This window comes from Lawsonibacter sp. LCP25S3_E2 (assembly GCF_052117285.1).
Lineage (GTDB): Bacteria > Bacillota > Clostridia > Oscillospirales > Oscillospiraceae > Lawsonibacter.
In genome coordinates this window covers 53,540-75,572 of sequence record NZ_JBQKJL010000010.1, presented here as the reverse complement: position 1 = coordinate 75,572, position 22,033 = coordinate 53,540, and the positions used below count along the sequence as shown (strand labels likewise).

At 54.7% G+C, this 22,033-nt stretch carries 18 protein-coding genes; 7 read left to right on the top strand and 11 right to left on the bottom strand.

Annotated elements, in window-relative coordinates:
- Positions 1 to 12: 12 nt before the first annotated feature.
- The 3 genes from ACTQ3R_RS10320 to ACTQ3R_RS10310 form a co-directional block, all read right to left on the bottom strand.
- Entirely contained in the window at positions 13 to 1,194 is a 1,182-nt protein-coding gene (locus tag ACTQ3R_RS10320) for an amidohydrolase (protein ID WP_441779166.1), read from the bottom strand.
- Positions 1,195 to 1,499: 305 nt separating this feature from the next.
- Positions 1,500 to 2,855 (bottom strand): hypothetical protein, encoded by a 1,356-nt coding sequence (locus ACTQ3R_RS10315; RefSeq protein ID WP_441779165.1) that lies wholly within the window; start codon positions 2,853 to 2,855, stop codon positions 1,500 to 1,502.
- A gap of 396 nt (positions 2,856 to 3,251) precedes the next feature.
- A complete protein-coding gene (locus tag ACTQ3R_RS10310; protein ID WP_441779164.1) occupies positions 3,252 to 4,568 on the bottom strand; it encodes an L-cysteine desulfidase family protein in 1,317 nt (438 codons plus the stop codon).
- A gap of 105 nt (positions 4,569 to 4,673) precedes the next feature.
- Here ACTQ3R_RS10310 and ACTQ3R_RS10305 point away from each other — a divergent pair, with 105 nt between their 5' ends.
- Positions 4,674 to 5,690 (top strand): LysR family transcriptional regulator, encoded by a 1,017-nt coding sequence (locus ACTQ3R_RS10305; protein WP_441779163.1) that lies wholly within the window; start codon positions 4,674 to 4,676, stop codon positions 5,688 to 5,690.
- Here the strand turns inward: ACTQ3R_RS10305 and ACTQ3R_RS10300 are convergent.
- The 8 genes from ACTQ3R_RS10300 to ACTQ3R_RS10265 all read right to left on the bottom strand — a co-directional run bounded on the left by ACTQ3R_RS10300 (position 5,648) and on the right by ACTQ3R_RS10265 (position 14,807).
- Positions 5,648 to 6,652, bottom strand: coding sequence for a uroporphyrinogen decarboxylase family protein (locus tag ACTQ3R_RS10300; RefSeq protein ID WP_441779162.1), 1,005 nt, complete (start codon positions 6,650 to 6,652; stop codon positions 5,648 to 5,650). The genes ACTQ3R_RS10305 and ACTQ3R_RS10300 overlap by 43 nt on opposite strands.
- An 81-nt stretch (positions 6,653 to 6,733) precedes the next feature.
- Positions 6,734 to 7,942 (bottom strand): M24 family metallopeptidase, encoded by a 1,209-nt coding sequence (locus ACTQ3R_RS10295; RefSeq protein ID WP_441779161.1) that lies wholly within the window; start codon positions 7,940 to 7,942, stop codon positions 6,734 to 6,736.
- A gap of 213 nt (positions 7,943 to 8,155) precedes the next feature.
- A complete protein-coding gene (locus tag ACTQ3R_RS10290; RefSeq protein WP_441779160.1) occupies positions 8,156 to 9,253 on the bottom strand; it encodes a C45 family autoproteolytic acyltransferase/hydolase in 1,098 nt (365 codons plus the stop codon).
- 32 nt (positions 9,254 to 9,285) lie between these two features.
- Complete coding sequence (locus tag ACTQ3R_RS10285; RefSeq protein WP_441779159.1) at positions 9,286 to 10,263, bottom strand: ABC transporter ATP-binding protein; 978 nt, start codon at positions 10,261 to 10,263, stop codon at positions 9,286 to 9,288.
- Complete coding sequence (locus tag ACTQ3R_RS10280; protein WP_441779158.1) at positions 10,256 to 11,284, bottom strand: ABC transporter ATP-binding protein; 1,029 nt, start codon at positions 11,282 to 11,284, stop codon at positions 10,256 to 10,258. The genes ACTQ3R_RS10285 and ACTQ3R_RS10280 overlap by 8 nt, the downstream gene beginning before the upstream one ends.
- 15 nt (positions 11,285 to 11,299) lie before the next feature.
- Positions 11,300 to 12,160 (bottom strand): ABC transporter permease, encoded by an 861-nt coding sequence (locus ACTQ3R_RS10275; protein WP_441779157.1) that lies wholly within the window; start codon positions 12,158 to 12,160, stop codon positions 11,300 to 11,302.
- A gap of 15 nt (positions 12,161 to 12,175) precedes the next feature.
- The gene (locus ACTQ3R_RS10270) at positions 12,176 to 13,096 is read right to left on the bottom strand and encodes an ABC transporter permease (RefSeq protein WP_441779156.1); all 921 of its coding nucleotides are present in this window, start codon (positions 13,094 to 13,096) and stop codon (positions 12,176 to 12,178) included.
- Positions 13,097 to 13,256: 160 nt separating this feature from the next.
- Positions 13,257 to 14,807: an ABC transporter substrate-binding protein gene (locus ACTQ3R_RS10265; RefSeq protein WP_441779155.1), complete on the bottom strand. Its 1,551-nt coding sequence runs from the start codon at positions 14,805 to 14,807 to the stop codon at positions 13,257 to 13,259.
- Between the two features lie 356 nt (positions 14,808 to 15,163).
- Here ACTQ3R_RS10265 and ACTQ3R_RS10260 point away from each other — a divergent pair, with 356 nt between their 5' ends.
- From ACTQ3R_RS10260 to lpdA, 6 genes are all read left to right on the top strand, one after another.
- Positions 15,164 to 16,210 (top strand): NAD/NADP octopine/nopaline dehydrogenase family protein, encoded by a 1,047-nt coding sequence (locus ACTQ3R_RS10260; RefSeq protein WP_441779154.1) that lies wholly within the window; start codon positions 15,164 to 15,166, stop codon positions 16,208 to 16,210.
- A gap of 37 nt (positions 16,211 to 16,247) precedes the next feature.
- Positions 16,248 to 16,478 carry a hypothetical protein gene (locus ACTQ3R_RS10255; protein WP_441779153.1) on the top strand — a complete coding sequence of 77 codons (231 nt, stop codon included), beginning with the start codon at positions 16,248 to 16,250 and terminating at the stop codon, positions 16,476 to 16,478.
- Between the two features lie 512 nt (positions 16,479 to 16,990).
- Positions 16,991 to 17,980 (top strand): thiamine pyrophosphate-dependent dehydrogenase E1 component subunit alpha, encoded by a 990-nt coding sequence (locus tag ACTQ3R_RS10250; protein WP_441779152.1) that lies wholly within the window; start codon positions 16,991 to 16,993, stop codon positions 17,978 to 17,980.
- Positions 17,971 to 19,041 (top strand): alpha-ketoacid dehydrogenase subunit beta, encoded by a 1,071-nt coding sequence (locus ACTQ3R_RS10245; RefSeq protein ID WP_441779151.1) that lies wholly within the window; start codon positions 17,971 to 17,973, stop codon positions 19,039 to 19,041. The genes ACTQ3R_RS10250 and ACTQ3R_RS10245 overlap by 10 nt, the downstream gene beginning before the upstream one ends.
- 18 nt (positions 19,042 to 19,059) lie before the next feature.
- Entirely contained in the window at positions 19,060 to 20,646 is a 1,587-nt protein-coding gene (locus tag ACTQ3R_RS10240; protein WP_441779150.1) for a 2-oxo acid dehydrogenase subunit E2, read from the top strand.
- Positions 20,647 to 20,658: 12 nt separating this feature from the next.
- Positions 20,659 to 22,029 (top strand): dihydrolipoyl dehydrogenase, encoded by a 1,371-nt coding sequence (gene lpdA / locus ACTQ3R_RS10235; protein WP_441779149.1) that lies wholly within the window; start codon positions 20,659 to 20,661, stop codon positions 22,027 to 22,029.
- Positions 22,030 to 22,033: the final 4 nt, after the last annotated feature.

Below are 22,033 nucleotides of genomic sequence, written 5' to 3'. Positions count from 1 at the left end.
TTTATCACACAATTAAAGTTTCCGGGATTTTGCGCTTTGGTAGGACTCCTCAACTGCCTTGCGGAAGGCGCTGTCTGTCAGTGTGCGAAGGGTCATTTGGGCAATCAAATTGGCTCCGTGGGCAATGGCCTGGTGGGCAGCGGGCTTGCAGGTCTCGTCCCGGAACTCGGGGGTATGTAGGGCGTAGAAGGTGTCGGAAATGGAGAGCATGGGCTGGATGGAGGGGCAGCGGTAGCTCACATTGCCCATGTCGGAGGAACCGTTGGGGGCCTGCACCTCGCCGCTGGGAAGACCCAGCTGCTCCAGAATGGAGAGCACCTCCTGCTCCAGAACGGGGACCCGGACCATGTCGTCAAAGCCGTCAAAGCCCTCGGTAAAGGAGACGTCGCAGTCCAGCGCCATGGCAGCTCCCTGGGCGCATTTTTTCACGACCTCGTCCATTTGGGCCAGCTTGCTGGCGGAATCGGTTCGGAATTCGATGCGCACTTCGGACCGGGCGGGCAGGATGTTGGGATAAACCCCGCCGTCGGTAATGACGCCGTTGACGTGGACATCGGGAGTAAAGCATTCCCGCCGCGCATCGATGAGGTCCAGGAATTTCCGGGCGGCAGCCAGGGCGCTGTGTCCCTTCCAGGGGGCGGCGACCGCGTGAGCTTCCTGTCCTTTGAATTCTACCAGGTAGCATTTCAACCCCAGCAGGTCCATATTGGCCAAGCTCGTTCCGCCGCTCCAGCTGTGGATCATGATGGCCAGGGACATCCCGTCAAAAGCGCCCTGGGCGGCCATGGGGACCTTTGCTCCGTTTTCCTCCTCGGCAGGAGTACCGAAAATGTACAGCTTGCCCTGGAAGCAATCCTTTAAATCGGCCAGAGCCAGCGCCGCCAGCATAGACATGGAGCCGTGCACATTGTGGCCACAGGCATGGCCTAAACCGGGCAGTGCGTCGTACTCCACCAGGATGGCGGCAGAGGGACCGTCCCCGTTGTCCAACACCGCGCGGAAGGCGGTTGGAATGTTTAAATAGGGGTAATCCACCTGATATCCGGCCTGAACAAGCAAATCGGCCATCAATTTGCTGGTGCGAAATTCCTGGCCGGGGGGCTCGGGATGGGCGTACAAATCGTCGCTGAGCGCGATAGCCGCGGCCCGGTGCGTTTCAATTGACTGGGTGATACGAGCAAGAATTTCCTCCATAAATGATCGGCCTCCCATTACGATAATTAAGGTATGCTAAAAGTACAGTACTTTATTTAGTATAATACTATGCCAGAGCAATGGTGTCAACAAAGAGTTCCCCGGTATAAGTACAGAAAAGAAAGCACTAAATTTATGCAAATAGCACAACAAAATCGCGATTTAGTGTGCTGAATTGCCGAGAGACTTATGTTCGTTAAGGAAAAAAAGAAAAAAGACTCAGAGAACACGACCCAAAAGGAAGGTTCTCTGAATCTTTTTAAGAAAATGGTGTAGTGTTTTTGCACAAATGGCCTGGGTGGGCGCTAATAATCCAGAAAAATGCGGTGCAGGTTCTGGGGACGGCCCTTGTTGCCGATGCGCCGCTGGCCCACAATTTCTGCATAGCCGTTGGCCGTCAGTGCGCTGAGTACCCGGTTGGCGACACGCAGAGAGAAGCCCTCGTTGCGGATGAGCGCTTCGGAGGTAAGGAGATTGGTGCGCTCTGTTTTCATGGCAGAGATGACGCGGTAGACGGTTTCGGCCGAGAGATGACAGCGGTTTGCCACCTGCGTCACATCGTCGGCGGAAATGCCGCTTTCCGGTGGGGAGCCGGTGGCGGCAATGGGCAGGGAATGGATGGTCTCCTGCTCATCGATATAAATGCAGACCTCCTGCTCCAGACGGGTGCGGTAATCCTGGGCCTGCATGGCGTGGCTGCGGGCGGCACTCAGGTCCACGCCGCTGCCTAAGCTGACAAAGCCCTGGAACCCGACCTGTTCCTCCAAAAGGCGGGGGAGATGGAACTGGGAAAATTGCTTTGTGAGGTTGCCCAGCTGCTCCACCGTCAAATAGAGCTCCACATCGGTGAGGTCATCCTTCAGAACGGGCTCGATCTGATGCTGGTGGCAGTATTCCAAAAGCCTGCTTTTGAGGGAGAGCAGCTCCAAGCCGTGGTTGGGGGTAAAGTGCCGGGTGCGCAGGTCATATTTTGGGCTGACCCGAATGACGGCAGATTGGTTGCGCCGCAGCTTTTCCGTCTGGATTTTTTTGACGCATTGCTCCAAAGACTGCACCATGGCGTTTCGGCTGGGATAGGAGTAGTAGCATTTTACCGCCTCCCCCGCAAGCCCCTGCACCACGCTGTTGTAGTTGGTGATGATGACGTCCAGCTTCCCGGCCCGGCAGCGCCGCCGGTAGTCTGCCACCAAAAGGACCTCCTGCTGATCCAGCTCCTCGGTGGTCATTCCCAAAAAGTGCCGGTCATGCTCGTTGATCAGTTCCGGCAGCCGGTCGTCTTCCAGCACCTGGATCAGGGGCGTATTCTCATCCACAAAATCGATGCCGATGCGGGAGGGCGTGTCTACCTGCTGCTTCAGCAGCAGTCCCAGCAAAATTCGATAGGTGTTGGCCAGGTAGCTGACAATTCGGTCTTTGATGGCGTAGGGAGGAGAATCTACCTCCCAGAGTGCGGCCAAAGGAAGCGGTCCACTGACAAAAAATGCATCATAGTAGGGCTTTTGCTCCAAAAAGAGCTGCTGAAGCTCCTTTAAATCGGTGTAGCAAAAATAGGTGAGCCGATGTCCTTCCCAAGTATCTCCGATGGCCTGCTTACAGTAATGGTAAAAGTGTTCCTGCAGCAAAAATGCAATATTGATCTGCATAAACAACGATCGAGGCAAAAAGCCCGCCTTTCTCTGAAGTTGTTTTTCCTATATTTTAGAATAGCATTCTGGCTTTTTCAACCCCTAGCGGGAATATTGTTGGGCCATTGGTGCGGAGAAAGCGTGCTGCGAAGCTGGAGGACGATCTGTATCAGCCACAAAATGGGCCATAGAAGCGCCGCGGCTGAAATGTATCAAGTCCCCGGAAGAGCAGAAAAAACGTGCTTGTCTACAAAGACCGGATTCCTTCTCTTTATCAAAAAATACCTACCGCACCCTGCTTTGGCAAACCGTGCGGTAGGTATTTTTAAACCGATCGAGTAATAGAAAAGGGAATCCCGTATAGCGAAAGCCGGTTTTCCAGCTGCCCTTCAGAGGGGAGAAGGGATACGGGAAGAACAGGATAAGGGGAGATTATTTGCCCAGCATGATATTGAGAATCTCAATATCGGTGCTTTTCATACCTACACGGCCCATACGGCCCACTGCGGCGATGGTGTCTTCCGGGTTTTCCATGGTCATACCCTCGCCGGGCTGGAATACGTTGCCGGCCAGGCTCAGCTCCAGCGCCATGAGCGCGTTTTCCACTGCGATGCCGATTTTAGCGGCACAGCTGGCCTTGGCACCGTCGCACACCATGCCGCCCAGCGTCTCGATGCTGTTGGTGATGGTGTCACCCAGAACTTTGTAGATCCGCTCTGTGCTGTCACCCTGCTGTTTCAGGAGCATATAACCAATGCCGCAGGCCGCGCCGGTAGCGGCGCTGGTAGCGCCGCAATAGGCGCTCAGGCTGCCGATATATTTTTTCTGGTGGACGCTGACCAGATTGCCGATGACCAGGGCCCGATAGAGCAGGGCTTGGTCCGCCTCCCAATGCCTGGCATACATAACGATGGGCATAGTAACGGTGATCCCCTGGTTGCCGCTGCCGCTGTTGATGACAACAGGCAGGGAGCAGCCGCTCATGCGCGCATCGCTGCCGGCCGCAGCCGCCGCACGGGCCTGAAGCCGAACCCGGTTAAGCCCCATGGCGTTGATGGAATTGGACATTAAAATTCGTCCGGTTTCCACACCATAGTTGCCCTTCAAGCCTTCCGTAGAGATGGCGCAGTTGTAGTCGATTTGGCGCTGAAGGAGCTCTTGCACATCGCTTAACTGGACTTCCTCCGCAAATTCCAAAATATTTTGCAGATTCAGCAGCATCCGGTCTGCACCTGTGTTTTTGGGGGCCGTTTGGGGCGTGGGCCGGTGGTCCAATACCACTTCGCCATCTTTTTCCATGTAGGTGATATGGTTGTGGTGCTCCTGAATTTCGACCTTTGCACAGTGGCCGCCGCCGGTCACCTCCACCAGGACATAGAGGTTATCCACCTCCTCCACTAGGTGGCATTGACAAAAATTCTCCTTCAAAAGGGCTTGCGCATGCTCAATGTCCTGCTGGGTGACGCTCTCTAACACCGCCAGCTCTTGTTCCGGATCTCCGCCCACAATGCCCAGGGTAGCCGCTACGTCCATTCCGCGCATGCCGCCGGAATTGGGCACGATGACACCTTTGACATTTTTAATGATGTTTCCGCTGCAATAAACCTGGCATTGCTCCGGCATTGCTCCCAACAGCTGCCGGGCCTTTGCCCCCGCGTATGCAATGGCGATGGGCTCGGTGCAGCCGAGAGCCACCAATAGTTCTTCCTTCAAAATTGCCAGATGATTGCGATATAACGTTTCTTCCATGGGATGATCTATCCTCCTACTCGTACGGTAAAAATCTCTTGCAGTTTACAATTAAAAAATATAAAATTGACGTTAGAAACAACCTTTTTGTTGGGAGGACCTGCTATGTTCAGCATTACCAGCCTCAAATGCTTTGCGGTGGCAGCGGAGGAACTGAATTTTACCCGTGCAGCCAAGCGCCTTTATATCACCCAACAGGCTTTGAGCAACCACATTGCCAAGCTGGAGCAATACTTCGGCATTAAGCTTTTTGACCGGGGCAACCCGCTGACCCTGACGGAGGCAGGACGAGCCCTCCAGACCCACGCGCAAAAGATTTTGTCTAGTGTGGATGACTACGCACGGGAAGTGCAGGACATCAAAGACTTCCACCAGGGAGAGCTGACCATCGGCATTCCGGTGACGCGCGGTACCATCATGCTGCCGCCGCTTCTGTCCGATTTTCACCGAATGTTCTCCCAGATCAAGCTGACTTTGGTGGAAGGGACCAGCAGCGGAAACATCACGGATGCGCTGTATGATGGGACGGCAGATCTCTGTATCTGCTATCAACCGTCCAACACCAGGGGTCTGATTGTAACGCCGCTGTATGAGGAAAGCTTTGTCCTTGTCGTGCCAAACCAGCTGCTCCATCAGACGTATCCCCAATACGAGCAGGACTGTGCCGCCCATGAGGCCCATTTCTTGCGGGAATTTGCCCGGCTTCCCTTTGTGGCCCAGAGTCCGGATACTAAAAATGGACAGACCTTTCAGGAGCTGTGTGCGGCAGAGGAGATCGAACCCAACGTGGTTGTGGTCACCCAGAATTTGATCACAGAGTTGTCGCTGTGCCTGGAGGGACTTGGAGCGTGCGTGCTGCCCAGTACCTTTATCGCACCGTTGCAGGAGCAGATGGGACGCCGGCTTTTTTCTCTGTTCAGTGAAAAACAGATCGAGCAGTTATCCTTTTTCTTATTGAAAGGGCTGCCCAATAAACCCATGATTTCCGTATGCCGCCTGAAGGACAAAAGCATTAGCAGGGCAGGACGGGAATTTATTCAGTTGGCCCAGAGAATGTACGGACAACCTTCTCTCAAGCCTCACTTGCAGGAAAAAGCGGCCTCCACTTCGTTTCTGGTTTGACCGATAAAGGCCAGCATCTGGTCGTCCAAGGGATAGCGGATCACACATCCGGGCGTCAAAATCATGTGACGGCCGCCCATCATCTGGAAGCATTCGTAGATCTGATGCTGGATGGCGCCCCGGTTCCGATTGGTAATGTCGGTGCGGCTCAGGCCGCCCATCAGACATTTTCCAGTGAGGTCATAGGCTTCGTCCAGGGTGGGAAGGGTCTCCCAGGCGTGCCAGTTGAATATCTGGACGGGATAATCTTTCAAAATGTGGAACATGATATTATTGCCGTGGCAGTGGATGGTATTCATCCAGCCCTTTTGAGCGGCCTCCAGCACCTGGAGGTCATAGGGCTTGCCATATTCCAGATACTGCTCCTCGCTGCATTTATCATAGGAGCTCATTTGGGAGGCGAAAAAGATCCCGTCTGCCCCCAGGTCGATGGCGGCGGAAACCAGCTGGCAGGTGGTAGCGGTGATCACGTCCAGGGCGGCCTTTACGTCCGCACCATGGCCCTGCTCAAGGTAGGAAACCAGCTTGCCGCCGCACAGCTTATCGGCAATGGTGATGGGAGTGAAGGCGGTGAAGATGACGGGGACCTCTTCGCCCTTCAGCTTGTCCAGAACCAACTTCAAATGACGCAGCTCCCGTGCGTTGCTGCCCTGGTCACAGGGGCAGACAGTCAGGCTGCGCCAGTCTTCCGCACAGGAAATGGGAGAATGGACGACTTTGGCCACGCCGCCCTTGACGATCTCCGAGTAGTCCACGGTGCAGCCGAAGTCTTCAATGGCATACATGCCGTTATTCATGGTTTTGACAAAGTCAAAATCATACTTTTTGTAAAATTCATAGGTCTTTTCCGCGATTGCTTCCGGGTCCAGATCCGTGCCGGGCATATGGCTCCAGAAGGAATAAGGAATCTTATCCGGCTTCTCCCCGCGGATGGCAGCTTGGATACGTTCTTTTTTGGTCATTGCAGTTTGCACCCCTCACATAATGGAAATCACATCTTTGGTTGGGCCCGCCTTCTGAGGAAGACGGGCCCAACCTTATCGTTAACCTTTAATGATGATCGTGTCTCTGCGGGATTTGGTCAAAAACTCAAAGCCATCCTCGGTAATCAAGACCGTATCGCTGTTGCGTACCGCGCCCAGCTCAGCGCTCATCAGACCGGGTTCCACGGTGAAGACCATCCCCGGCGCCAGGGGAGCTTTGTTGCCCTTGGTGACAGAGGGGAATTCGTGGGTGGACAGGCCCATTCCGTGACCGCAGCGTCCGGGCAGGATAGCGCCAAAGCCTGCGTCCTCATATTCTTTCATAGCGGCAAAGTACAGGTCCTCAAAGATGGTGCCGGGCCGCAGGAGCTTGAAAATCTGGTCTCTGGCCTTGAGCATGGCATTGTAAGCACGAAGCCGTTCGTCATTCACACGGCCCACCATGACGGTGCGCTCGTTTTCTACATTGTAGCCAGCCACACGGGCCCAGCTCATGGGCATGGTCAAGTCTCCGGGCATGGGCACATAGCCTGTGGGACAGTCACAGCCGTAATTGAGGCGCTCGTTGGACATGCACCAAACCACCAGGGTATCAATGTCGGCCGTTTCGGAATTGGAAAATCCGGAGACTTCATACTGCTGGTATTTCTCGTGCCACAGCTGGCGCATGGCGTACTGACCCTGGGTGGCTGCCTGGGCCTCGCTGGCGCCCGCTTCCAAAGCCTCGATGGCACGGGTCACACCCAGGTCGACCAGCTCGCCGGAAATCCGGCACATCTGGATCTCGTGGGGATCTTTAATGAGGCGAAGGTCCACCGCATCCTGAGCAATGTCCACATAGGCGCGGACATTCAGCTTGTCCTTCAGCCGGTTCAGAACATTCATGCTGGCATAGTCGCCCTCAACGCCCACGGTCAGAGGCTTATCGCCTAAAAGTTCCCGCATGGCATCCATGGCATCCATGGCGACGGCTTTGGTCGCGCCCCATTTGCCGTAGCAAAGGACCTTGTCCACCGCTCCCTCATTCACGGCGTGATCGTGCCGGATGCAGTGGACCAAAAGGAACGCATCGTCCTGGGTCAGGATGAAATAGGGCACATGGCTGATCAGAATGGGATTGAAATTGCTGAAGTAAAACACATTTTCCGGACGCATCAGGATGGTGACATCCACCCCTTTGCGCGCCATGATCGCCTGCATCCCTTCAATGCGCTTCTTTACGTAGTCTCGTAACTGTGGACTGGAACGTTTTTCTTCCAGAACATTCATGCAAAGACCTCCAAATTATCATTCTGCGGGAGATTCAATTGGAAAAATGGAATCACCGCTTGTTATTTCTGCCCATATTATAGGCAAAGCGCCACAGCATAGCAAACAGATTTTTTGGAAATACGACAACCATTTAGTTGTGGCGCGGGGCAAGCAAACCGAGCCGCCGTTGCCCTGTGATCCGGCAATGACGGCAGAATGGTTTGCCGTTGGTCAGCCCTTGTGGGGGTGTTCGATCTGGGTGTGCGGGAGGGCCAGGCAGGGATTGCAAAGCGTGGTCCACAGCTCGAAATCCTCTACTACGCACAGTGTGCTGGACACCGTTGTAGCGGGAACTCCCTCGTGAGGATGGCGGCAGATGCAGTTTGGTTCATAGGTGTGATCGGACATGATCCGGTACAGATCCTGAAAACGCAGAGAACCGTAGCGCTCGGCCACCATTTCGCCGATGCGGTCATACCGCTTGTGGGTGGAGGGGTACTGCTCCTCGGGGGGATTAAAGTGGCTGAGCTGGTCGCTGACGACGTGGTTGGTCCGGTACAACACTCCGGTGCCCTCGTCCTTTTCCACGTAAATTTCGTCCGCTGTCATCTCAATGACATAGGCCTCCTTTGGATCGGCCGCGATGACATTGAGTCCGTTCATACGCGGGGCGGTGCGGCAGAATTCCACAGCTTCCGCCGCTGTTTTGCAGGAAGTCAGCAAAACGCGCACGTTGAGGAAAATATCAGCCTCCTCCACCCGGTCGATCCGAGTGGGGTCCTTTTCGGTCCAGAATCCGGTGGTAGTCACAGCCAGACCATAGCTGTTGATGCCCACGGCGGGGTAAGTGAGAATGCCGGCGCCGCCCACCTCCAGAATTTCCAGGCCGTCGGGGAAGCTGTGATGTACCAGCGCCTGTTCCAGAGGCATGCCCATATCCCGGTTCTTGATAATGTAGGTGTTTCCATCTGCGGTGGCTTTTCCCCGGACGCAGAGCATACTGCACTCCTGGGTGATGTGGCGGAAGGACTCGCAGAGGAAGTAGGCGGGGATGTTAAGCAGGAGGATATCCTCCAGGGGGAGCTCGCTGCCCTTGGCAATGCCCTGGAGCTCTTCGTACATTTCAGGCCGCTGCTCTTTGAAAAAGCGGAGATTTCGTCCCACAAACTCCTGATACACCTGCATATCCACTTTTTCCTGCTCCAGCTTGTGATGGACGGATGTCAAGTTGCGGCGGATGGCATCCCGAAGGGACTGCCCCTGCTGCACACCCTGTTCATAGGGTGTTCCTACCGCCTGACAGTAGGATGGCGCATACTGAGAATTCACAAAATTACCTCCTTGATGTTAAGACAGAGAGCTCAATGCTCCGGATAAAGGCAGCTGCACAGGTGGCCGCCGCAAAGCTCCTGGGTTTCCGGGACTTGCTGGGAGCACTCAGGGCGGGCAGAGAAGCAGCGGGGATGGAAGGGGCAGCCGGAGGGAACGTGGATGGGACTGGGCAGATCGCCCTGAAGAATGATCCGTTCCTTCTTTATAGTGGGGTCTGCCTGGGGAACGGCTGACAGCAATGCCTTTGTGTAGGGGTGGGCGGGGGCCGCGAAAAGCTGAGACTTTTCTGCGTACTCCACCATCCGGCCTAAATACATCACGGCCACATGGGAGGAGATGTGCTCCACCACCCGCAGATCGTGGGAAACAAAGATCAGCGCGATGCCCAGCTGTTTCTGCAGCCGGGTCAGCAGGTTGATGATTTGCGCCTGAATGGATACATCCAGTGCGGAGACGCATTCATCACAGACGATGAGCTTGGGATTGACCGCAAGCGCACGGGCAATGCACAGCCGCTGCCGCTGTCCACCGGAAAACTCGTGGGGGAACTTGCGCATGCTGTCCTGGGGCAGGCCCACCAGGTCCAGAAGCTCCCGCGCCCGGTCCATCGCCTGCTGCTGTGTGCCCAGGTGATGAATCTTATAGGGTTCCGTAAGGATGCTGGATACCCGCTGTCTGGGGTTAAGGGAGGCATAGGGGTCCTGGAAAATAATTTGAATGTCCCGGCGCATCCGGTGGATGGTGGCCCGGTCCGCATGGGTCATGTCCTGGCCTTCAAAATAGACCACACCTTCTGTGGGAGGGATCAGCCCCATGATGACGCGTGCCAGCGTGGACTTGCCGCAGCCGGATTCGCCGACGATTCCCAGGGTATGTCCGGCATGGACCTCCAGGCTGACTCCGTCCACCGCTTTCACGTACTCCGTGACCTTGGAAAAGATCCCCCGGCGCACGGGAAACCATTTTTTTACATTTTCAACCTTCAAAAGCACATTTGACTCAGACACAGGGCGTTCCCCCTTTCTCTCCCCCCGCGGTCGCTTCCGACTGTTCCCACTCAGGGAAGTACTTCCAGCACTGGACCATGTGGCCGTCCCCGTGCTGGCTCGTGGGAGGCAGCTTCTTGCAGCAGATCTCCCGGCAGTCGGGACAGCGGTTATGGAAGGCGCAGCCCTCTGGCATATGGTAGATGCTGGGGACTGTCCCCTCGATGGTCTGCAGTTCCTCACGCGCTTCGCCGGGACGTGGGATGGAGCGCAGAAGCCCTGCGGTATAGGGGTGCAGCGGGCTGCGGAAAATGGTCTGCACGTCCGCTTTTTCCACAATATGGCCGCAGTACATAACGGCCACAGTATCCACCATGGAGGCCACGACGCCCAAATCGTGGGTGATGAGAATAATGGATGTGCCCATGGTTTCGTTGATGGAGCGAAGCAGGTCCAGGATCTGGGCCTGAATGGTAACGTCCAGGGCGGTAGTGGGCTCATCAGCAATGAGCAGCTCCGGGTCACACAGCAGGGCCATTGCGATCATGACACGCTGGCGCATACCGCCGGAGAGCTCAAAGGGGTATTGCTTCAGGCGGGTCTCCGGACTGGGGATACCCACGGTGCGCAGCATGTCCACCGACAGCTTGGCTGCCTCCTCGGCAGAGACATTCTTGTGCAGGCGGACCACTTCGCCCAACTGATCCCCGATGGGGAAGAGGGGGTCCAGACTGACCATGGGCTCTTGAAAGATCATGGAAATTTTATTGCCCCGGATCCGGCACATCTGCCGTTCGGACATGGTCAGCAGCTCCTCGCCGTTGAGGCGAATGCTGCCCGTCACATAGGCCGGGGGAGAGGCCAGCAGGCGGATAATGCTTTTGGAGGTCACACTTTTGCCCGATCCAGATTCCCCTACAAGCCCCAGCTTTTCTCCTTTTTGCATGGAGAAGCTGATGTGATTGACCGCCGCGGCAGAACCATATTGTGTCTTGAAGTGAACGCTCAGATCGTCCACACACAGAAGCGGTTGTTGGTTCATATGGATACTCCTTCCTTACACATCCAGCTTCGGATCCAGATAATCACGAAGCCAGTCGCCCAGCAGGTTGACTCCCAGCACGGTCAAGGTGATGCAAAGACCGGGGAAGATGCACTGCCAGGGATTTGTGAGAATGTTATCGCGGGCTTCGCTGAGCATACGGCCCCATGTGGGGATGTTGATGGGAACACCATAACCCAGGAAGCTCAAGGAGGCTTCCATCAGCACGATCTTAGCCATTTCCAGTGTGGCGATGACAATCACGGGACTAATAATATTGGGCAGAATATGATAGAAAATAATCCGCGCATCGCTGCCGCCGGTGGCCCGAATGGCCTCAACATACTCCATTTCTTTGATGCTGAGGATCTCACCTCTCACCAAGCGGGCATACCGTACCCAGCTGGTGATTCCGGCGATCAAAATGACGTTTCCCAGGCTGGAGCCCAGAACCGCGGCGATAAACAAAGCCAGAAGGGTGAAGGGGAAACAGAGCTGGATATCCACCAGACGCATGATAATGGCATCCACCCATTTTCCGTAGTAGCCGGCCAGACAACCCATGACCACGCCTACGATTCCGCCCACAATGGTACCAGCCAGGGCTACGATCAACGTTACACGGGAGCCGTAAAGCAGGCGGGACAAAATGTCGCGGCCCAGCTGGTCGGTGCCCAGAATGTGGCCGGCGGAGGAGCGGGCGGCCCAAATGGGATCTTTCAGTTTGTTCATCAGATCCTGAGCCAGCGGGTCATAGGGGGCCAAAACAGGGGCAAACAGGGCGCACAGAATCACAACCAAGACCAGAATCAGCCCGATCATGCCGGTTTTGCTCCGCCGAAGGCTGTCCCAGGTATTCAAAAATCCTTTTTTCATGTGATATGCACCCCCTTATTGCAGCCGAACCCGCGGATTGATGACGCAATAGAGCACATCCACCACGAAATTGATCACGACAAATACCACAGCCATCAGGAACACAATACATTCCACCACAGCAAAGTCGCTGCTGGTGATGCTTTGTACCACCAATCTTCCTACGCCGGGCCATCCAAACACGGTTTCTGTAATGACAGAGCCGCCGATCAGGCTGGCAAACTGCATGCCAAGCATGGTGATGATGGAGCTCATGGCGTTTTTAAGGGCGTGCTTGGTGATAATTTTGCGGGCGGGCAGTCCCTTGGCCCGGCATACGTCAATGTACTCCTTGCCCAATACCTCGATCATGTTGCTGCGAAGCAGGCGGCAGATGGTCGCGGCCGAAAACAAACCCAATGTAAAGGCGGGCAGGATAATGGAGCGCAGACCCTCGTCAGCGCCGCCCGTGGGCAGCCAATGGAGCTTGACGGCAAAGAGGATGATCAGCATAATACCCAGCCAGAATGCGGGCATACACTGTCCCAAAAGGGCCAGCACCCGAATAATGGCATCGGAGAGCTTGTTTCGCTTGACGGCGGAGAGAATTCCCGCCGGAACGCCGAGCAGCACACAGATCAGCAGGGCGGCACAAGCGAGGGAAAGCGTAGCCGGAGCCCGCTCCAACACCACGGAAAGGGCAGGCTCATTATAGTAGTAGGAGGTGCCGAAGTCCCCCGTCAAAACACCCTTCAGGAAGCGAATGTACTGTTCCGGCAAGGGATCGTTAAAGCCCATCTGCTCACTGAGGATCTCCATCTGCTCCTTCGGGGTGGTGGGAGAAACCATCAGCTCCACCGGATTACCCGTCAAATGCAGGATTACAAAAACGACCACTGTGATACCAAAGATGGCAATCACCGATTGGCCCAGCCGCTTTAATAAGTATTTGCCCATGTTATCAACCTTTCCTCACCGCAAAAGACGGATTTTCTAGAATGTGCCCGGATGGGAGAAATAAAACGGCGCACCCATGCTGAACGCCGGGTGCGCCGCTGTGTTCTTTGCGTTGATCGAAACCGCACCGAAGCGGATGTTTAATTGGAACGGTTACCGATTACTTAACACTTACGCCGTCCATCAGTACAACCTCGTCGGTTCGGGCAGTCCAATTCTGAACTTTGTCAGAGTTGTAAGCATACAGAGTGTCCTGCTGATACAGCCACAGGGCGGGAACCTCGTCCACCATGTACTGCTGCATCTGGCTGAACAGTTCGCTCCGCTTCTCTGCATCCATCTCAGAGGCGGCCTGACTGGCCAGGTCCATGAATTCCTGGTCGGACCAGGTGCAGTAGCGGGCACCCTCGGTGAAGCCGATGCTGGCAATCAGGTTGATGTCACAGTAAGGACCGCCCAGTCCCTGCAGGAACATGGGAGCAACCGTACCGGAACCGATCTCCTCACGCTGGGTGGCGGAGTCTTCCTGCTTGATGTTCACGCGGATGCCAACCTGCTCCAGCTGAGCGGCAATGGCCTGTACCACGTCGGTGCTGTTGAGCAGGCCGGAGGTCACGGAACATTCGATCTCAAAGCCGTCGGCATAGCCGGCCTCAGCAAGCAGGCTCTTTGCCTTCTCTACATCATATTCATAGCCCTTCACGTCGGGATCATAGCCCTCGTACTCGGGGGTGGAAATGGAAGCGACCTTAACAGCGTAGCCGTCCAGAACACCCTGAATCAGAGCATCCCGGTCCACTGCGTAGTTGATGGCCTGACGGACCCGCACATCGTCCAAGGGAGTTTCTTCTCCGACCAGATTGAACTGCAGCCAGACCACACGGGTGGAAGGCTGTCCCACCACGGTGTAGCCCTCCAGTCCCTTCAGGTATTCTGCCTGAGTGGTGGGGATGTTACAGATGATATCGACCTCGCCGGCCTGGAGAGCGGCCACACGGTCCGCAGCCTCGGGGATGACCTCATAGATCAGCTGATCGATCTGGGGCACATCGCCGTAGTAGTCGGGGTTCTTTTCCATGACGACCTTCTGATCCTTGGACCAGGAGACGAACTTAAAGGGACCCGAGCCGATGGGAGCGGCAGCGAAGGCCTCGTCGCCTACCTCCTGAACATAAGCGCTGGGGATGATTTTAATGTAGTTCAGACGCAGAGGCAGAGAGGGGAAGGGGTAATCCGTAATGATGTTGAATTCAAAGTCACCGATCTTCTCCACCTGCATGAAGGAGAAGTCACCGGAAAGAGCGTAGTGCTTTTCCGTATCCCGCAGGCTGTTGATGGTGTAGGCCACATCCTCTGCGGTCATCTGGGTTCCGTCGGTAAAATAGACATCGTCTCTCAGTGTGAAGTGCCAGGTGGTGTCATCCACCTGCTCGTAGCTGGCCGCCGCGTCGCAGACGATTTTACCACTGGGGTCGGTCTTGACCAGCGTGCTGTAAAGAGAGGCCAAAATGCTGGCGGTGATGGTGGAGTTTCCGTTTCTGGGGTCAAGGCTGGTGATGTCACTGTTGTTGGCCCAGGTTACGGTTTTTGTCTGAACCGTTTCTGAGCCGGAAGAGCTTTCTGAACCGCTGCTGCTGCTGGAGTTGCCGCAGCCGCTAAGCAGTCCGGCGAGCAGTGCGAAGCTCAACGCAAGAGAAAGTGCCTTTTTCATAGTTATTCCTCCTTGTTCCGTTGCAGACCGGCTGGTCTGCTGCGTTCTTCCCCTTTTTCCGTGTTTCACTTTCACAATTTAAATGATTCCTCTGATAATAGGGTTATTATAGTATAAAGTGGGGGTAGCGTCCAACAAAAGAATACCGTGTACCACAATCGATTGGTTGTGGGTTGTATTAAAATTTTAGATTAATCCGTGTGATATCGGGTTTTTTTCTTGTCAAATAAAGGCCAATCTGGTTTAATAACAGATAATCAGGGCAAAAGGACGCCCGATGTTCTTTCTGGAATGGCGGCATATCCATATGCATAGGTGTGCGCTTCCACAGTGAAAAGAAAGGGAGGAAGATTTCTGTGAAATTTTTGATTCTGGGTGCCGGCAACACAGGGAAGGCGTACAGTGCATACCTGCTTTCTAAGGGACAGGAAGTCACGCTGTATGATCGAAGCTTGGATCGACTATCCTCCCTGCGTACGCAGAACTTAAAAGCCAGCGGGGTCGTATCGGGGGAATTCTCTCCTGTCCTGACCAATTGTTTGGACTGTGCAAAAGACAGTGATGTGATTTTGGTCTGCACGGTGGCGGAAGGGCACAGGCCTTTGGCGGTGGCGCTGAAGGGCGCGCTGGCGCCGGGACAATTGGTGCTTGTAACAAACGGCTGCTGGGGAGCGGTTGAGTTTGACCAGGTTCTGGGGGAGGAGGCCGACCGGAAGGGGTGTATATTGGCCGAGACCGGGGGACAGCTGATTTTGTGCAGTTCCCCTGCGCCGGAAGAAGTATATTTGAAGACGGTCAAGCAGACGATGACCCTGTCCTGTGTCCACCCCCAACAGACCGCCGCGGTGTGCGACAGATTAAAGGAGGTGTTTCCGCAATTTGTCCCTGGGGACAGCGTGCTGGATACATCCCTTAATAATTCCAACCCTATGATACACGCTCCGCTGGTATTATTCAATGCTACCCGCCTGGAAAATGGAGAGGATTATTTGCTGTTTGGAACGGGAGTGACGGAAAAGGTCGCCCGGTTTGTGGAGCACATGGACGCAGAGCGGGTGGCGGTGGTCAAGGCCTGCGGTGTCCCACCCAGGACAGAACTGGAAATGCTCAACGCCTTTTGGCCGGAGAAACAGCCCACCTTGCTGGATGTGCTGCACAAGACGCCGGCCTACCAGGTGACAAAGGGGCCCAAAACCCTCAACCACCGGTATCTGAGCGAGGATTTGCCCTATGGGCTGGCTCCGTATCTCATTTTAGCCAGAAGATTTGGCATTGATACCCCTTACATGGAGACGCTGGTCCATATGCTTGGGTTATATATGGGAGTAGATTTTCTGGCGCTGGCACCGGATCTGTCAACGGTAGACTTGGCCCGGTATCTGCCGGATGCGCGGTCTAACTAAGGCTGTGCGGCATAGGAAAAAGGAAAACAGAGATGAATTGGTCGATATTTTTGGGGGAAATATCGGGGAAGAAAGCACGCGCCAAAATCTGCGAAATGCCAGTTACCGCCTGAAGAAACTGCTGGGGCAGGAATTGCTGACGGCAGATCATCGAAAGGTTTCTCTGGGCAAGGAGGTTTCTGTTATAAGGGATACCGATGGCCTGGTAGCGGACGACGGAAATCTTCCAATATTGGAACTGGAAGACACCGTATTTCTCAATGGATAAGCGGGATTTTATAAGACGGGACGCAAAGCGGGCCGGGGTTTTGATAACCCCGGCCCGCTGATTTTTTGCGCACGGCGCGGACTTTGCAGCAAAGGCGGCTGAGTGCGCCTGGGTTGCTGGTTCTCTTTGCTTTTGGGTGAGATGTGAACATGCGGCTTGCCAAAATGGGTGACAGCATAATGCAGAAAGACTTATTTTCGCCCTGAAATATTACTAAAATAATTTGAGGAGAAAAATTATCCGATTAAAAATGTGATTAAAGGGAAAAAAGAGATAAATTTAAAATAAAATGAAACAAAAAAGGACGAAACAACAAAAAATGAAAAAATCTGGAAAAAATATTAGACAAAAAATAGAAACAGATCACTTTTATTTCGTGACGATATTGACAATAAAAACGAATAGAATTATACTTCTGATGTAGAAGCGATAAAAAATATTAGTAATAAATTTCGAAAGAAAACGTGCAGCATGGAAGAAGTTGGGAAACAAATGAGTGGGAGGGTATTATTATGAGCAAGTTTCCGTCCAGGGAAAAGGCCCTTGGAATGTATAAAAAAATGTACGAGATCCGAAAGTATGAGGAGAGCATTTACTACCTGTTTCTGGAAGGGATCATGCCGGGTACCATCCATCAAAGCACCGGGGAAGAGGCCAGTGCGGTGGGGATGCTGTACGACCTGGAGCGTGAGGATTGGATGGCCTCCACCCACCGGCCTGCTGGACATGATATCGCCAAGGGCATAAGCGTCAAGGCCATGATGTGTGAAATGTTTGGAAAGGCGGAGGGCTGCTGCGGCGGGAAGGGCGGTGCCATGCATACCGGCGACATATCGGTAGGCGCCATGGTTGCCAATGCCATTGTCGGAGGAAACCTGCCCATTGCGGCGGGAGCGGCGTTGGCCTTCAAGATGCAAAAGAAGAAGAATGTGGTTGTATGCTTCTTTGGCGATGGAGCCAGCAATGAGGGGTCTTACCATGAGACCATGAATGTGGCCGGGCTGTGGAAGCTGCCGGTTATTTTCGTTTGTGAAAATAACCTGTACTCAGCGACGACTTCCATCCAGCTGACTTGTGCACTGGAAAATGTCGCTGCCGACCGGGCCGCTATTTATGGTATTCCCAGCGAGGTAGTGGATGGAAACGATGTGCTGGCTGTCAATGAGGCCGCGGGCAGAGCTATCCAGCGGGCTCGCGCTGGGGAAGGACCCACGATTTTGGAACTGAAGACATACCGCCATGGTGGCCATTCCCGCAATGATGCGTGCGGCTACCGGCCCAAGGAAGAGGAAGCGGAGTGGTTTGCAAAAGACCCGGTGACCAACTTCAGGAAGCGGATCTTGGAGGAGGGCATCATTGAGGAAGCGGAATTAGAAGCACAAGAGCGTGCCATTGAGCAGGAAATTGAAGATGCCGTGGAATATGCGAAGAACGCACCCTTCCCGGCAAATGAGGACGCACTGGTTCATGTATTTAAGGGGGAGAATGACAGATGGCTGTGATGTCGATTGCGGATGCACTGAAGAGCGCGATTGCGGAAGAGATGCGCAGGGATCCTTCGGTATATTGTATTGGAGAAGATGAAGATATACCGGGCGGCATGGGCGGTGCTTTTACTGTCACAAAGGGGCTGGGGGATGAATTCGGAGCCAATGTCCGTTCTGCGGATGATAAGGGCTTTGGAGGCAAACCGGTTCCGGTGGGGGAAGCGCGTGTGATCAATACGCCCATTTCCGAAATTATGATTGCCGGCGTTTGTGTGGGCTCGGCCATGGCGGGGATGCGTCCGGTGGCGGATCTGCAATATGGCGATTTCCTATTTTGCATGATGGACCAGTTGGTGAACCAAGCGGCCAAAATGCGATATATGTCCAATGGACAGGTCTCGGTTCCTATGGTTATGCGGGCTCCTTGCGGCGCTACGAACCGTGGAGCCCAGCATGCCCAGAGCTTGGAGAGTTATTTTGTACATGTGCCCGGACTTAAGGTGATCTGCCCCTCTACGGCCTATGATGCCAAAGGGATGATGAAGCAGGCGATCCGGGATGACAACCCGGTATTGGTCTTTGAACATAAGCTGCTCTATGGCGGAGCGCGAAAGGAAGCCGGGCAGCTGAGTTCTGCGGGGGAAGTGCCTGATGGGGATTATACCGTTCCCTTTGGGAAAGCTGCGATCCGTCGGGAAGGAAAGGATATCACCATTGTAGCCAACTTGCTGATGTGGTACCGGGCGATGGAGGCGGCCGAGGTTCTGGAAAAAGAGGGGATCAGTTGTGAAATTATTGACCCCAGAAGTTTGGTCCCCTTTGACTATGATACGGTGCTGACTTCTCTGGAAAAGACCGGAAAACTTATGATTGTTCATGAGGACCACTATAATTGCGGCTGGGGTGCGCAGTTGGGATCGTATGTGGCGGAACATGCCATTACACTATTGGATGCGCCCATTGAACGGCTGGGAGCTGCAGATACCCCCATTCCCTTCTCTCCGCCCCTGGAACAGTTTGTCATTCCCTCCGTCCAGCGGCTCATTGAGCGGGCCCGCAAATTGGCGAAATTATAAATAGGGGGGGAATTGACTATGATTCAGCGGATCAAAATGCCGGCTGCCGGGCAGACCACCGATGAGGCCCGGATTACCAGCATAAAAGTGAAGACTGGGGACTCGGTCAAACGAGGCGATGTTTTGATAGAAGCTGAGACAGATAAAGCGATTTTGCCCGTGGAGAGTTATGCTGCAGGTGTGATCCTGGACGTACTGGTGGAAGAAGGCGATGACGTACGCTCGGGCGATGTGCTGGTTGTGGTTGGCTCTGAGGCGGATCGGGGGGCCTATGTACGAGACGGTGGTCCTGCGGTAAAAAAAGATGCTGCCGCCGCTGACCCTGTGGCAAAGACTGAGGGGGCGCAGTGCTCTTCCCAGGCGGAACAGACCGCTCGCGCGATCAAGATGCCGGCGGCCGGACAGACCACCGATGCCGCGCGGGTGACCGATGTGCGGGTAAAGGTAGGCGACCGAATCAAACGGGGCGACCTGCTGCTGGAAGTGGAAACGGACAAAGCGGTGCTTCCGGTGGAAAGTTATTTGGCAGGAGTGGTACAAGAGATCAAGGTTAAGGCGGGCGATGACGTGCGCTCGGGCGATGTGCTGGTGCTGGTCGATACGGGAGAAAGCCGTGCTGCTGCCGGGCCAGCTCCCCTGGAACGTGCGGCGGCCGCGGAGACCGCTGCAGCTGCCGGTCAAGAGCCGGACGAGGAAGAGTATGTACCGATCCTGCGAAATGGCACAGCCCCCTGCGAAACCAGGCACAAATGGCCTGCTATGCCAAATGCCAAGATGCTGGCCCGAGAGCTGGGAGTGAATTTGGCGGAAATCACTCCGGCTAACGGGAAAATCATTACCCGGCGGGATGTACGTGCTGCTGAAGCGAAGGGTGCTGTCCCGGCTTCTGCCCCTGAGACTGTGCGGCAGGACCGGATACCTGAGGCTGAATATGAAGTTCTGGACATGACGAAGGTTCGGGAAGTGATTGGACGGCGGATGCTGGAATCCACGCAGAATATTCCCGCCTGGCAGTGTACAGTTGAGATCAATATGGAGGCCTGCATGGCCCTGAAAAAGGATTACCAGGAAAAACGGGGCATTAAGGTATCCTACAACGACATCATGGCCAAAGCGATTGCGGCAGCGGCCCAAAAATTCCGCCTGGTCAGAGCCCGCTATGAGCAGGGCGAGATCCGGATTTATCGGCATACCAATATCGGACTTGCTGTAGGCCTGGAGGATGCGCTGCTGGTGCCGGTGGTCAAGGGAATTGACACGATGGGGCTGGAACAGATCGCACAGCAGTATCATCAAATGGTTGAGAAAGCCCGAGGCGGCCGGTTGGCTCCCGGCGATATGGGGTGCGGAAGCGTGACCATTTCCAATTTGGGAATGTTCGATGTGGAGCGGTTTACGGCAATCGTAAATCCCCCGGAGAGCTGCATTTTGGCGGTAGGCAGTATCCTGGTGCGGCCGGTATGGGATGGAGAGAAGTTTGTACCGGTTCATACGATGATCGTGACCGGGTCCTTTGATCATCGCATGATCGATGGCGCCTATGGGGCGAAGTTCCTGAGGGAGCTCAAGCTGCTGATGGAAAATCCGGTGCTCATGTTGGGCTGAGGAGGACATGCTGTGGAAACATATGACGTTTTGGTAGTGGGCGGTGGCCCAGGGGGGTATTCTCTGGCGATTGCCGCGGCCAAAAATGGGCTCAAGGTGGCTTTGTTTGAAAAGGAACATCTGGGGGGCGTTTGCCTGAATGAAGGATGCATTCCCACAAAGTATCTGGTGGACAAAGCGGTGGCCTTGGAAAAGGTCCGGTCGTTGACGGAACGAGAAATTTTCCGGGATCCAGGTCTTTTTAGCTTCCAGAAGATCCAGAACGGAAAAGCACAAGTAGTACAAAAGCTTGTGGGCGGCGTGCAGTTTCTTCTGAAAAAGCATGGAGTTTCCATTGTGACGGGGGAGGCGGTTTTGGGAGAAAACCGGACGGTTCGCTGTAACGGGCAGGTTTATCAGGGAAAAAATGTGGTAATAGCCACTGGGTCAGTTCCGGCGACCATCCCCTTTCCGGGCCATGAATGGACCATTGGCAGCAGAGAGGTGCTTAGTTTTAAGCAGCTTCCCCGCCGGATGGTGATTGTGGGCGGCGGAGTGATCGGACTGGAGATTGCCTGCACATTTGCCATGTATGGCACGGAAGTGACTGTTATTGAAATGCTGCCGGCTCTGCTGCCCCGAGAGCAAACGGAGGCAGTCGCGCTGGTGGCGGCTGCGCTGCAAAAAGCGGGCGTCCGCATCATAACGGGGGGCAAGGTGCTTCAGGTGGAAAAAAGGGGCACTGCGTTTCGAGTCGTCTATGAACGGGATGGAAGCCGCGGCGATGTGGAAGCAGACCAAGTCCTGATGGCGGTGGGACGAAAAGCCAATCTGAGCGGAATCGATGCACAGGCAATTGGGCTGAAGCTTGATGAAAAGAATTATATTCAGGTGGATAAAGCCCAACGTACCAATTTGGAAGGCGTCTATGCCATTGGCGATGTGACGGGTGGCATCCAGCTGGCGCATGTGGCTTATGCGGAGGGAGAGACCGCTCTGACTCACATTTTGACCGGAAAACTGCCGGAACAGTTGCCTTCTGTTCCCAGCTGTATCTATACCATTCCTTGCTTTGCTTCGGTGGGGTTAAACACCGTGGAAGCGGAGCGGCAGGGGTTTGAACCGGTGCTGGGGACGTTTGATTATTCCGCAAACGGAATGGCGCTGGCGGAGGGAGCCTCCGGCAAGGTGTTTGTGGTGATGGACAAGGCAACCAAACAAACGCTGGGCGTGACAATTGTGGGGGAAAATGCTTCTGAGCTAATTGCGTTTGGCGCGCTGGCGGTGGATCAGAGGCTGACTGTGGAGCAGTGGCGGCAAATGATCGTGGCTCACCCGTCTTTGGCGGAGATGGTGCGGGAGGCTGCGCTGGATGCCTTTGGCGCTGCCGTGCATAAAGGCTGAATGC